This is a genomic window from Aquimarina sp. AWH4_224 (assembly GCF_056160245.1).
Map to the genome: position 1 here is coordinate 40,206 of NZ_JBSWWU010000012.1, position 13,190 is coordinate 53,395.

18 protein-coding genes are annotated in these 13,190 nt (G+C 34.0%); 2 read left to right on the forward strand and 16 right to left on the reverse strand.

Translation table 11 applies throughout. The features are described from left to right. Position 1: 1 nt before the first annotated feature. The 3 genes from ACXAGJ_RS20570 to ACXAGJ_RS20580 form a co-directional block, all read right to left on the reverse strand. Positions 2–634, reverse strand: a complete 633-nt coding sequence (locus ACXAGJ_RS20570; RefSeq protein WP_474842501.1) for a hypothetical protein — start codon at positions 632–634, stop codon at positions 2–4. Positions 635–749: 115 nt separating this feature from the next. Continuing rightward, positions 750–1,649, reverse strand: coding sequence for a hypothetical protein (locus ACXAGJ_RS20575; RefSeq protein WP_474842503.1), 900 nt, complete (start codon positions 1,647–1,649; stop codon positions 750–752). A 113-nt stretch (positions 1,650–1,762) separates the two neighbouring features. Then, on the reverse strand, positions 1,763–1,930 hold the full coding sequence (locus tag ACXAGJ_RS20580; RefSeq protein WP_474842504.1) for a hypothetical protein: 168 nt from the start codon (positions 1,928–1,930) through the stop codon (positions 1,763–1,765). 263 nt (positions 1,931–2,193) lie between these two features. Between ACXAGJ_RS20580 and ACXAGJ_RS20585 the strand changes: the two genes are divergently transcribed. Then, positions 2,194–2,334, forward strand: a complete 141-nt coding sequence (locus tag ACXAGJ_RS20585) for a topoisomerase DNA-binding C4 zinc finger domain-containing protein (protein WP_474842506.1) — start codon at positions 2,194–2,196, stop codon at positions 2,332–2,334. 101 nt (positions 2,335–2,435) lie between these two features. Beyond that, positions 2,436–3,344, forward strand: a complete 909-nt coding sequence (locus ACXAGJ_RS20590) for an IS1595-like element ISAlg2 family transposase (RefSeq protein WP_474842508.1) — start codon at positions 2,436–2,438, stop codon at positions 3,342–3,344. Between the two features lie 14 nt (positions 3,345–3,358). Here the strand turns inward: ACXAGJ_RS20590 and ACXAGJ_RS20595 are convergent, their stop codons facing one another. The 13 genes from ACXAGJ_RS20595 to ACXAGJ_RS20655 all read right to left on the reverse strand — a co-directional run bounded on the left by ACXAGJ_RS20595 (position 3,359) and on the right by ACXAGJ_RS20655 (position 13,190). Continuing rightward, entirely contained in the window at positions 3,359–4,213 is an 855-nt protein-coding gene (locus tag ACXAGJ_RS20595; RefSeq protein ID WP_474842510.1) for a hypothetical protein, read from the reverse strand. A 17-nt stretch (positions 4,214–4,230) separates the two neighbouring features. Beyond that, positions 4,231–4,464 (reverse strand): hypothetical protein, encoded by a 234-nt coding sequence (locus tag ACXAGJ_RS20600; RefSeq protein WP_474842512.1) that lies wholly within the window; start codon positions 4,462–4,464, stop codon positions 4,231–4,233. Between the two features lie 47 nt (positions 4,465–4,511). Further along, a complete protein-coding gene (locus tag ACXAGJ_RS20605; RefSeq protein ID WP_474842514.1) occupies positions 4,512–5,129 on the reverse strand; it encodes a HEPN domain-containing protein in 618 nt (205 codons plus the stop codon). Between the two features lie 22 nt (positions 5,130–5,151). Next, positions 5,152–7,377: a hypothetical protein gene (locus tag ACXAGJ_RS20610; RefSeq protein ID WP_474842516.1), complete on the reverse strand. Its 2,226-nt coding sequence runs from the start codon at positions 7,375–7,377 to the stop codon at positions 5,152–5,154. A gap of 201 nt (positions 7,378–7,578) precedes the next feature. After that, on the reverse strand, positions 7,579–8,631 hold the full coding sequence (locus ACXAGJ_RS20615; RefSeq protein ID WP_474842518.1) for a zonular occludens toxin domain-containing protein: 1,053 nt from the start codon (positions 8,629–8,631) through the stop codon (positions 7,579–7,581). Beyond that, positions 8,570–9,523: a hypothetical protein gene (locus tag ACXAGJ_RS20620; protein ID WP_474842520.1), complete on the reverse strand. Its 954-nt coding sequence runs from the start codon at positions 9,521–9,523 to the stop codon at positions 8,570–8,572. Before ACXAGJ_RS20620 ends, ACXAGJ_RS20615 begins: the two co-directional genes overlap by 62 nt. A gap of 6 nt (positions 9,524–9,529) precedes the next feature. Then, positions 9,530–9,988 (reverse strand): hypothetical protein, encoded by a 459-nt coding sequence (locus tag ACXAGJ_RS20625; RefSeq protein ID WP_474842521.1) that lies wholly within the window; start codon positions 9,986–9,988, stop codon positions 9,530–9,532. Positions 9,989–10,008: 20 nt separating this feature from the next. Then, positions 10,009–10,497 (reverse strand): hypothetical protein, encoded by a 489-nt coding sequence (locus ACXAGJ_RS20630; RefSeq protein ID WP_474842523.1) that lies wholly within the window; start codon positions 10,495–10,497, stop codon positions 10,009–10,011. A gap of 26 nt (positions 10,498–10,523) precedes the next feature. Next, positions 10,524–10,784: a hypothetical protein gene (locus tag ACXAGJ_RS20635; RefSeq protein ID WP_474842525.1), complete on the reverse strand. Its 261-nt coding sequence runs from the start codon at positions 10,782–10,784 to the stop codon at positions 10,524–10,526. Positions 10,785–10,790: 6 nt separating this feature from the next. Next, on the reverse strand, positions 10,791–11,447 hold the full coding sequence (locus ACXAGJ_RS20640; protein ID WP_474842527.1) for a hypothetical protein: 657 nt from the start codon (positions 11,445–11,447) through the stop codon (positions 10,791–10,793). Positions 11,448–11,463: 16 nt separating this feature from the next. Continuing rightward, complete coding sequence (locus ACXAGJ_RS20645; protein ID WP_474842529.1) at positions 11,464–11,823, reverse strand: hypothetical protein; 360 nt, start codon at positions 11,821–11,823, stop codon at positions 11,464–11,466. A 2-nt stretch (positions 11,824–11,825) separates the two neighbouring features. Continuing rightward, positions 11,826–12,170 carry a hypothetical protein gene (locus tag ACXAGJ_RS20650; RefSeq protein WP_474842530.1) on the reverse strand — a complete coding sequence of 115 codons (345 nt, stop codon included), beginning with the start codon at positions 12,168–12,170 and terminating at the stop codon, positions 11,826–11,828. A 3-nt stretch (positions 12,171–12,173) separates the two neighbouring features. Further along, on the reverse strand, positions 12,174–13,190 hold the full coding sequence (locus tag ACXAGJ_RS20655) for a DUF7192 family protein (RefSeq protein ID WP_474842532.1): 1,017 nt from the start codon (positions 13,188–13,190) through the stop codon (positions 12,174–12,176).

Sequence of the window (13,190 nt, forward strand, 5' to 3'; positions counted from 1 at the left end):
TTTATGCGGTTTTTACATTTGACCCAACCAGATATCCTGCAATAAAAACTACCCCTAATAGGACTAATTCATCCTTACCAAATAGGGATGCTTTTTCAGGTATCGAATTTGTAGGGTTTTCTTCCTTTTGTAATTTTTTTCTCTGGCGCAATTCATTCCAGACCATTTGTACCTCGGCAGCCAACTTCTGATCTTCCGGATTCGCATTAGCTCTTTTAACAGCACGATCATAATAACTTTTGACTTCCTTATCACTTGCATCAGAAAATTGATCTAAGAAAGCATCTTCATCACCAGATCCGTTGTAATTGGAATGACCGCACTCTCCACAAAAATTATCTTCACTATTATAGTTGTCATTACTACAAGAGTTACAAGAAGTTTTCTTTCCCTTTGTATTTAAAGCTAGTATGGCTTTCTTATCGGGATGGTGCTGTAATACTTTAGAAATGATTGATGCACCATTTTTTTGTATCAGTTCCTTGGTTGCTTTCACAAGTGTCCGCAGATCCTCTGGCACTTCATATCCACAATCAAAGATGAGCTTACGTATAGGAGCCGGATTACTTAGTACTATATAGTCAATACTATTCGGTGCTAAGCTTTTAGTTCTATGTTCTTTTGATGTTTTCATAAGCTTTTTAATTAGTGTCTTAATGAGACCAGCCAAAGCCTTGGAATATTCCTATTGCTTTGGCTGTATCACTCGGGGTAAATTGTAGGCAAAATGTCTACTTGCTTATTGCGAACTATCTCAATCTGCGTCTACGTAAACTTGATATTGGATATCGACGTCTTGGTCTAAACCTACGTATCGGTCTTCTTCGGATTCTTCTACGTCGTCTAGGACGAAGCCCAAATGCAGTTGATCTTTTTCTTCTTCGGATCAAATCAATTTGCGGTAGTCCTGTAGTTCTAGGCGCTCTTGACAATTCCGCTACGTTATTCCCTTTCAACAGGTTACCCATGTTGGCTCTCGCTTTGATGGTAAAAGTGAAAACTGCGGTAGTTTCTGGATTGATGGTAACACGCAAAGAATCTTGTCCTGTTACATTCAACTCGAAGTTGTCATCATCAATCAATTGCTGAGTAAAATTCTGAGGGCTAGTAGCATTACGTGGTTGATATACACGGATTGTATTTGATCCCGTAGCTGTCCTTTTAGTCAGCTTTAATACATTATCAAACTGTAAAGGATTTGATACAGAGTATTTCATCCCTGAAATCTTGAAAGGATTTGCCTTACTCTCCTCTTTTACCTCATTGTGGCTGGATTCTTCGACATCAACAGTTACTCCTGCTGGTTGTGCTGCATTTTCATTACCTCCAAACACAATTGCTTCCGCTGCTTCACCAGATGTATTTTTTACTACTACTGTAAGAGTACGGTCATTTGGATCAATCTTTCCTATGGAAGTACGAGTATAATCATCATAACCGTCTTCTTCATACTCATCTACATACTCATCCTCATATTCATCATCATAGTCATCATAGGCATCTTCATTTCCTTCAAATCCGGTATCGAAGTCATCTTCTTCATCCTCATAATCGTCATACCCATCATGCATTTCCATATCTCCATCATAGTCATCATAACGATCCTCCGCATCGTCCTGATATCTCATTAATTCATCATTGTAATTCATTTTCTTAGATTTTTATCACGCCTAAAAGCGCAATGTTTTACATTTCTTGATCTCAAATCCGTTCTAACTTTTGATAACAAATGGCATCGATGATGCCCCTCTCTAAAGGGTTATCATTTCTTATTAGCGACTTGAGATTTTTTAGCTGCTGCTAGTTTTTTAGCTTTTCGTTTTTCTAACCAAGGAGCAACTTGAAAAGCTCCTACTGCGGTAAATGCTATTGCTGATACAAGAATTACAGCTCCTATAGCCTTGTAATCCAAATCTTTTTCGTTTGCCATTTCATTGTATTTTATGTGATTAATTGGCGATGGTCTCTAAACCTTTGACCGCTAAATTCAACAGGTATTTTTGGAAAAACACGCAACTTTTTTGCTACGGGGCATTAGAAAAAGGAAATATTCAGGAATGATAATGAGTGAGGATTTATATAGCGTAGTAAAACTTTTTTTGAGATTTTCAATTTTATGTAGCACATACAAGAGCTAAAGAGAGAACCATTTGTATTGCCAATATTAATCATATATCTAAGTTTATACATGAATTGGATAAAAATCCTCCTGAAGAAATCAAAAAATGCCCTCGTTGCAAAAGAGGGAATCTAAAATTAAGAACGGGTCCCTATGGGAGTTTTTATGGATGCTCTAATTTTAATTATGGTTGTCGTTTTGTAAAAAAAGTATAATTGTATTGTTACAAAAACTTCATTTCGATGAAATCAAATGTTGAATATCCGTAATTACTAATAATTATTTAAAATTACTTATTTTAGTAAAAAAACAACTCATGAATATTTTCAGTTTTACCGCCCATTTTGATAGTGAAGAAGCTTGTCGTACTCATTTTAAGCAAGAAAGAGATAAGATAGGAGTTAACTGTCAACGCTGTGGTCATACACATCATTATTGGATAAAGGCTGTTTGGAGCTATGAATGTAAATCTTGTCGAGCACGTACTTCTTTACGAAGTGGTACGATTATGCAAAATTCTAATCTGTCTTTTATGATATGGTATAAAACGATGTTTTTAATGACTACTACCAAGAAAGGATTTTCTTCTAAAGAAATTCAGAAACAGCTCGGTCTAAAAAGATATGAGCCAGTTTGGGCTATGGTCCATAAACTTCGTAAGGCAATGGGTAATAGAGATGCTCGCTATACCTTAGAAGGTATGATTGAAATGGATGAAGGTTATTTTACAGTGGAATCCTCTGAGATAGAGCAACAGAAAGGAAAAAGAGGTCGTGGTGCAGCAGGAAAGCAAAATGTAATGATCATGGCAGAATCCACACCTTTAGAAGACCCTAAAACAAATAAAAAGGATCGTCAATGTCGTTATTTTAAAGCCAAAGTACTCTCAGATCATAAAGCTGATGGTGTAAATGATACTGTCAAAGAATCTTTAGATGAACAAAGCATTGTTTTTACAGATAAGAGTACTTCATATGTTGATATTGCCGATTTTGTAGAACTACATATTAGTGAAAAATCAGATAAGGATACTACTAAAGAAACATTGAAATGGGTACATATAACCATCAGTAATGCTAAACGAAATTTATTAGGAAACTATCATAAAATAAAAGGTAAATACCTGCAACTATACCTTAACGAATTTGTCTACAAACTCAATCGAAGATATTTTGAGGAAAAACTATTTGATAGGCTGGTAATAGCAGGAATTACCGGATTATGAGTGAAAACGGATATTCATAAATCAAATTTATACAAATGGAAATTTGCATACCCTTGATATAGCTCTGGTTTTCCATAAATATAAAGCATCGTTTCAGGCTTTTTAGAATCTAGTACCTTATCAATCTTTTTATTCCAGTAATCAAAGTTTGGATAATCACTTAGTTTTTCCAAATTCAGAAATACAGATGTCTTGTAATACCCTTCTGAATTGTCCTTAAAACCCTTTGAGAAGCGAAATTGAATATTACCTTTTTTTGTTGTGTTCACAAAAGCAGCATGGTAATAAATTCTTGGGTGATCCGGGGTATCCTCAAAATTGATTTCATTTATTTTGATGAAAAAATCTTTGTATGAGATTTGTTTCCCTTTTATATTAATGTAATGTCTACATAAATCCTTGTTATTGCTAATCAGTTTTGTATAATTATTTACAATTGATCGAATAGAATAATAGTTTTTAGCCTTACTACCAGAATAAATCGATTTAACAAGTCTTGTTTTAACTTGTTGTTTTACCACTCTAGTTACTTTTGAAGTTTGATTATTTTTATCAAAATAATTGGTGGGACGAGTTAGTAAAAAGTTGTCGACTTTTTTATCTTCCTTTGTAACTGACCTAGAGCTAGCGATGGCAGCTTTCTGGGTAATTAAGCATTGTTCAGAATGATCTCCTATTACCCTGAAATGAACACTTTGCTTCATTTCAGTTACCAATTTATCAATATTAGCACAAGTGACTTGAGCTTCGCAATTTGGAGAAGGACACTCAAAACTCTTCTTATCGGTTATTAATCCATTCCAATAAAATTCATAAGCTTTATCTGAATCTATTACATCATTAAGTTCAAGGCTATATGCATAGTACATAGATCATAACTTTTGTTTTAAATATTGCTTCCTATTAATTTCTCAAATTCTAATTTCCAAAGGATAATACTGCTTGTTTTCTCTATATTCATTATTTCACAAAACTGAATATAAGCTGAATTAATACATACAGACCTCACATCAGTAATCCCATCAGGAAATTCATCCACTTGTTCTATAGCATATTCCCAATTTTTACCTGTAGCACGGTGATATTCAAGTATAGTTTCTTCTATGTTTATGAATGTCATTCTTAATAATATTGCTCGTATTAAATGAAAACTTAGTGAAAGGAATATTATTGTCCAGGATACAAATGCTTTTTTACCTCTATGTATCTTTCTTCGAGAATAGGTTTTTTGTCATTAAAAGATACATTCCCTAATTTACCCCATTTATAGACTAGATCAGTTACATCTTGCCTTTCCAGAAGTTTTACATAAATACCACTCCTATACTTTACTTCATCAGGTAACGGTAATACCTCATTAAGATGAAAAAACATCTCATCAATCTCGACGATATCACCTCCATTCATTGACCAAGAAGTTATTCTTTCCTTTAGCCTGTTATCAGGATATCTCGACAACTCATATATTTCGGATAATCTCCTTCCCAAAGCTTGGAATCTAGTAAGCCCTAAATCTTCTATTTCCTGTATCTTTTGTATAATCGGTTCTATCTGATGATTAGGAAAGCTTTTTAAATTCACATCCCGATCCAATAACAAGAGAATGCATTTGAGTTCTTTCTCAATAGCCTGTTCTGCTAAAACAAAACCAGGACTTAACAACCCATTTAATATACAACATCTGCATCCTAGGTAATCTTCTGTTGCAACACTATGCATTCCCATTGCAGTTTTATTTCTTCTTGTAAAATCTCTTACTTCACTTTTCGTAAGTGTTAATTCCATATCATTAATTTTCTTAATTAGGTCATTTTTTTACTTTATTAATAAATGAGGTTAAGTTTGTAGCATACCCAACCATAAACTGGGGAAAGAGTTCATAATCTCCCAAATTGTAGTATCCCCCCAATCTAACAAAAAAACCATTGTTACTCTTATCGGAATTTGTAAAGGCATAAATTGTGGTCATCAATTTATAGTTAGGTGTGTTATTGGTAGCCCTAAAATTGATATCGTTTTTATTAACTCCGGTTTCTCCAAACCAATTAACTCCCAAAGATAAATCAGCACCAAACCACTCTGCCTGCGGACGAATCTCGAAGTTAATATCCACTTCCTGTCCAATCGAGTATACTTGAAAAGCCCTTTCATCAAATACTGTGGTTTCAATTGTGGTAGTACCATTGTCCATAGTAATATCTTCATCCAACAAGTTGTACTCAACACGAGTTCTTAAAAATTGAAACCCATAACGTAAATGAGCAAATGTCTTAGCCCGTTTTATTTCAAAAGTTAAAATACTCGTATTTAGGCCTAAAGTTGCATTATAGTTAGTAAATAAATTAAAATTATTAGTCGAGAATAGTTCTTTAGTTTCATCAAAATCTTCCGGGTTCTCGCTAGTAATAGACTCAAGTTCAATTTTTCTGGCAGTATTATCAAGATTCCCTACTATATTTACAGCACCATACAGTGTAATATTATCTAATAATGTAAAATACCTGGAACTTCTCCTATTTAAAGGTACTCTAACAATTCCTTCAGCAATTAATAAACTGTTACTATTATTTGGATTAAGACCTAAAACATCTGAAAATATTACTCCTGTGAAATAGTCTGATATGTTCCTTGCTTTTACTTTTGCATCTTCCTCTGGTTCAACTCTTATTTGACTATTTTTAATGGCTTTACTAAACTTCCCTCCTTCTTTTAAGGAAAGAAAATCTAAAATATCGTCATAAAAAAAACGTCCACATATTTCCAACTGATTGTTTGTATATCCATCGGTAGAACTTCTCTCTTTGAAGTTTTTAAAAGTTAAACTATACTCATCATTCTCTAGTCTAATAGTTTTTGTTGGGTTGCTCCTTAATCTTCCTTCAATGGATATTTCATCTATGCGATTATTGAAGAATGAAATGTTCGCATTGTCAACTAAAAATACATCTTCTATTTTCTTACCTGCAACTGTATCACCTTTTTCATTTATTTTACATTCATATAGATTGAATTCCTTATTCAATACAATCCGACCGGCATATCGATTTTGTTCATTATCTAATTTTTCTGCAACAAGTTCTAAAGATTTTGATAATTCTTCTTTCTCCTTTTGTATTTCAATTTGTTCTTTTTCCTTTCTGATTAATTTTAAAATATTATCAATTACTACATTATTTACAGCACTTTTATCAAAATTTTGGTTTAAGTAATTTTTATAAAAATTGTTTTCGAACTCTTTCTCAGAAATAGAATAATTATAAATACCAACATTAGAACAAGAATCACCGTTTAAAACTTCACATAACTTTAAACTAAGTGTTTTTCCTTTATCCATTATAAAAACATTATAGCTTTTAGAGTTACCACTAACTTCAAAATCTTGCATGGTCAAAAAAGAATAACCCCTTACTTTCAGGATTGTATTCTTATGAAATTTATCGAACTCCTTTAGATAGATTTCAAATTCGCTCTTAAGTTTAGCCACAACTGTTTTGATATTATTATTCAAAAGAATTGCAACCTCATTAGCAACAGTGATAGCTGAAGCATCGCTTAGAGCTACCGGGGTTTTAAATAGTGTAGGATTCTTAAGCTCATAATTGTTAGTAGCAGGATTTTTGATAATCTCAAATTCTTGAAAAGACTCCGGAAGCCCTTCAATATTAATTTTACCTTCGTCTAAAGGGTCTTGGCCATTTATAAAAGTAATATCATTACTTACAATAGCAGATGCAAGAGATGTTCCATTATCATCCAAATTTTTAAATTTAAATGTGCTTTTGAGAAATCTGTATTCTTGATCTTCAAAATGCGTTCTTATGTACTGGGAAAAGCCTGAAAAAGAATCCGGAGCTATATTTCTTTGATTGACAATATAACTATTATCAGATTCTATTTTTATAATCTTTAAAATTTGACTCACCTCATTGTATTCATATCTATATGTGTTTTCTAATAAGGAAAAATCTTTTCCTACTTGTCCATAATTCAATTGAAATAAAATTAGTGTTACTACTGGTAAAAATTTTTTCATGTTTGTATATTAATATTTAAATAAATTATGAGGTATAAACATAATAACCCCGTCACTGAGCATTAGCTCAATAAACGGGGTTATTCTCCAGTAAATTACGAATTATATCTTTAATTCAAGCTATTCTTTTTGTATTTTCTTTTTAAGGTTAAAAGTTCTTTAATCGAAGAAAGAGAAGGTTTATACATTGTTTTCCTATTATCAATGAAATGATATCATATTCCTTACGTTGTAATTTAAAACTGGACTTAGAACTTTATTATCGTGATAGTGCAAGTAATCATAAATCAACTTGATTACAGCAGCATTACGATTCGGATAAATGGGTTTATCATAAAAATCTCGTTCATTAAGCATCATTCTAATAGTAGATTTTTCTTCCTGATCGATGAATCGTTTACATGCTCTAATGTAAGCTGCTCTTGTGCATCCGCTAACCTTTCTCCTTCGCATATCGATATAAACAAAAAAACTACGTTGCTTTTTGTACTCTGATTCTGTTTCAAACTTCCCTTCATCCATTGCTTTAGAACATAGGTCATATTGTTCATTGACAATGAGCTGGGCAATTCTAACGATAGGATAGTTTGGAATACGTTCCTTATATTTTGTAACAGGATCAACTTGGTGATGTAATCGTATAAAAGTACACGCTTGAAATTGCGTTGTTGTTACTTTCCCCAGGGATTGATGCGAAAACAAAATATCTATTCCTTTGTGCCTTACGGTTGTTAATGCCCCGATCAATGATTGACCTTTTGCACCTGACATATAACTATCTGTATCATCCAGTACCACAAGTCCATTTTTAAAATGACTTACAATTTTTTCAGCTACTTCACGCTTTTCAATATTGCTCATCGCTTTACCTCCTTTTTTAAAAGGAAGTATTCTTCTTGCTGCTACTTTTGTTAGTGCTTTAATGTAATTTGGGCTTACTGTGCGAAATGTCGGATAATCGTGACCGTTGGTATCAAATGCTAAAACCTTTCTTCCTTTCTTACCCGTTTCCGGATTGTCCATCATATAGTATTTGATTTCTTGATTGGTACGAAACGTTTTTCCCACGCCCATTTCTCCAATAATCAACATCACAAATGGATCTCTTTCTAAATCTTCGTTACTATATACAATTGGCTTTCTACCCCTATTTGATCTTCTCTTTGGCTTGAGCTTAGTCGATGTTTCACCATCATTTCGTGCTATCTTCTGCCACTTCGATAATTGCGCTTTCCATTCTTGGTTCTTCATCATATTCTTCTTGAACAATTACAGGATCTATTACTTCTTTTTCTTTAATAGGAACTTCTTCTTTTTTAGGTTCAGGTTTTCCATTAATTTCTTCATAAGCCAAATCAACAATATCCCGTTCATCACCCTCCGTTTCCAAGTCCTGGTCTGAATATCCCTTTTCTTCACGGACTATATCTAAAATCCTTTCTACTAACAAATCATTTTCTGCTTTGATCTCCATAAAAGCCCGACCCTTTTTAAAGAGAATTGACAAAACAACGGCCATTAGTTGTCGTTCAGGAGTGAGTTTTTTAGCCTTTCTTTTGAGTATCTGAACTAGCAAAGGTTTAAGCATTGCTTTATCCTCTTTATCAAGCTTGATCCGCTTTACGTTCTTCTCATTCTGTAACTCAATGAGTTCAATGATCTCATCAAAATCATAAAACTCTTTGTGTTTCTTGATCTTGACAAAATACCCTCCTCCAAGATCAATAAGGTTATTAACGGTTCCAAAGATGCTATCTGCAGCTTGTTTGGCTGCATCGGTTGGTAATTCAAATTCTTCCTTAGCGCTATCATCATGTACCTGATTGTCATCGATGTCATCGTCATCGTCAAACCCTTCGCCAATCTCTTGTTCAGGTGCATCTAAGGGCGTGTCGTCCCTCATATTGAAAGTTTCTTGTTCCATACCACTTGTTACCTTTATTTCTTTTTCATCCATATCATCTCCTTGTATTGGACGTCCTCCTTTCCAGATATTCCAATCTTTAGCTTTTGAAACACCGGCTATTTCTTTTTCAATAACCGCCTTATTTAAAGGGCTTAATTCTTCATCCTGAATGTTCTCAAAATCTATGTCATTCGGGTTTTTCAGTACTTCTACTACTTCTTTTTCTAACTCTTTCTTCATATCATCTTAATTTATCTTTGCCATAAATTGAATCAGACTTTCTTCTAAAGCTTCGTATCGACCCACAAACGCTTTGTTAAACTGAGGAACTGATAAAATTTCCTTGCACTTTTTAATATGATAGTATGCGCCAAATTTTCCCTGTTCAAAATACTTCCCCATTTCGTTATAGGTTAACCTGGTATATTGACTAAGGATATGATAGCCTGCCATACGAGCTTGCTTAAATTCCCTGGTCAACTTTCCTTCTACTTCTTTATGCTTAACTTCAAAAATCTTACAGGCTTCAGAAACCACAAAAACCGTTATTAACTCCAAATGCTGTTTTTTGTGTTGACGAACCATTTCTGTTCCTGATAATTGACGTATAATTTTAATGGCCTTGGGCATTCCAAATTTTCCGATAAGGTTATCAATGCCTTGTTGTAAATCCGTTGTATACTCTTTTCCATTTGTTCCTTCCATAACATTTCCCATTTTAAAGTTTACTTCACCCGAATGATGTCATACCGGAAATGGAAAAACGCAGTTCGTTTAAGCTTGTATTTACCAATGATTGTATCACTTGTAATCTTGGTTTTTAGCCCCATTTCTCTCAATTTCGATCTTCTAAGCCCTTTGGTTCTTTTCATTTTCACCAACTCATCCAAAATCATTTCGTCTGATTTTTCTCTGGTCATCACCTTCTTAGGCGTGGGTTTTTGTGTAGTGCTTTTCACTTCTTTTGGAATTACAGGAGTTTCATTATTCATCAGTTGATCTTCATATTCTTCCTCAATGTCTTCAAGGATATCAATATCCAATTTCTCTAATTGCTCCAATAATTCCTGAAGGTTTGGTTCTTCGATAGTATCAACCAACTCGTATAACTGATCATAGATTTGGATCATCTCCTGAATCGGTTTAGGAAGGTCTTTTTTATTAATATTATTTTCTTTTAAAAAACGCTTAAACTGTATTGCCTTAATTTCCATTTTTCTTACTTTATTATGTTATTTAATTACACCATTCTACGTTCTGGAGTATCACCTTTCATCGCGCTTTCAATCCCTTTGGATAGCATTGCGGTGAGGACTGAAGTAACAGCAATAACCGTGAGGGTTTGATATAACTCTCTCCCTTTTGGGATGCCAAACTTGAATGATTTGCTATTCGCATTCTTTCCAAGATTGTAATACAGCAGCGCTTCTCCAATTCCAATAGCCACTCCTGCAAATGTTATAATGGCTACTTTTTTATCAATCTTCTTTTTCTGTTCCATACTGTCTTATTTATCTTCTAGTTTTTCTTCGATTTTCTCGAATCGTTCCTTTAATTCTTCATTGTCTTTTTGACCTCTCAATGCATTCATCCCGTAAATCTTCAATAGACTTCGATGTGTATTTCTCAGTAGCTTCTTGGATTCTTTTTGGACTTCGAGATTATCTTTTAGCTTTTCTGGAATTAAGTTTCCTAGTGAAATGAAATGACCCCGTATTTTTATGTAAGGTGAAGGTTTTGGCTTTGGTCCTTCTTCTTTTCTCTTTTGCTCATTGTACTTCCTGATTTTGACACGACATTGCTTGATCTCATTTAAGACTGCATCCAATTCTTTTTTTGTTGTTGTTCTTTTGGGAGGTTCTTTTTTTGCCTTTTTTGGTGTTTTATCCTTTTTCTTTGTAGTAGTCCTCTTTTTATTTTCTGTGGTCTTTTTCTTGGGTTTTTCTTCCTGTGGATCTGCACAAGGATTATCTGCGATAGCATCCGGAGATAGTTTTGTTACCATCTGAAATATCTTATTGATACTTGCTTCTTCTTCCTTTTCAAATACTTGTTTAGCTTCTATACCATTGTAATCATCAATAATTCCTTTTACTGAATCTTGCAAAGCTTGTGGTCGTACTTTAGAAAGGTCTAGTTGTAATAAATCTTGTATTGTTGCCATGTTCTTGTTTTTAAGGTTATGCACTCTTTGTGTTTAGGTCTAGTTCTAGTTCCAGTTCAAGCAGTTCCAATTCTCTTGCTCTCGCTTTTGCCTGAATCTGTATTTCTTCTACAGATAGTTCCTTTTTTGAGGATTCCTTCTTGTTAGAAGTGGAAGCTGAAGCTTCTTTAGTATCCCGATTGAGTAACCGATGTAGTAACTCATCTGCTTCTTGAGCTTTAGCACTAGGTTTACTAAAGCCATCTGATTCTTTTTTGATAATAGCAAAAGCTTGAACCGGATCTAGTTTGCTCTTCGTTCTTTCCAGAATTTCTTGTTGATGCAGAATTTTAACTGCTTTCAATGCTGCGGGTTTTGTATCTTTTATCTTGTACATAATTAAAGGGTATGATCTATTGAAAATTCTTGTTTATAAAGGGTGGTCAAACTCATAAAAAACTCGTTTGCTTCTTCCTGATCGGAGTAATGAATAGAACAATTTTGTGGAGTCCCGTCCATATCAAAGCACTCGTAGCGATAGCATTGTATAGGGCGATCAACATCACTAATGTCAATCGTTGTCCACCGTAGGATTTTGGTATTTTTATGCATGGATGATTCCATAATCCTAAAATCCCTACAATGCTCCTTACATTCCTTATTAATGGCAATAGCCCTGTTCATTATCCTATTGATAATATTCTTGGCAATGATTTGCCTATTTGCTTTTACTGTTTCTTTCATTTATTAAGGATTTATTTGTTGGGTATAATGCTCAATGACTTGAGTAACTTCTTTTACGGCTGCATCAATGGAATAGCTTTGTTCAAAAACAGCGTAGCGATTTTCCTTTTTGGTAATTTCTTTGACAAAGTCTTTTCCTATATTTTGTTTTATGGAACCTAATCCATCTGGTATATTCAGACCAAAATGCTCGCATAGCGCTATGAGTGCTTTGAATCCCCTGTAACGGAAATATCTTGGATCACTTGTCATTAATAGCAGTTGATTTTTATCCAGTTTATCCTGAAACCGCTTCACACGAATCACACTCATCACTACTCGCCCATCAAAAGAAGTTCCCAATAGTACATTCACTTCTACAGCTACACCGCGTATCTCCATAAATTCTACCAATTCAGCACACGCCAAGCCAACATATAGCAATTCATCTCCTTTGACTCTTGCATTTCCTCCTGCCATCAGGTATAATTGCAATGCTGGATAGGACGATTTTTTATTTTTGAAATAGGCATATACACTTTTTACCGCAGTCGTTTTATTTGAGGTATCTAGTTCTATTTGAAGTTGACTAATGGTATTATCGATCTGTTGTTTAGATCCTGTTGGTTGTAATCGATACAACCCCATTGCTGCACGATCAAATGAAAACACTCCCAAACCTCTGTCATTATATGCCACTTTAGGCTTCGAGAGGATCTTATTGTCCATTAGCTTTATATAGGCTTCTAATTTGTCTTTTATTTTAGGTTGAACTTTGCGTAATAGCTCCATCCCAAGAAAATATCGATGCTCATTGAGTTCACTAACATCTTTGGGGCTTGGTGATCCGTACCAACTAGTACCCCTTTTAATGGATGATTCGGTTGTTTTATTCATCCCCTTCAGCATATCCCGATTATGGTCATTTAATACTTTGGACTGTTCATCTACAAAATCATTAAATAACTGCACATTATCGAAATAAGAATAGTAGGTTCTCCTTCTTCCTAGCTTTTTAAGATGTATTTTAGCTGCACTCAT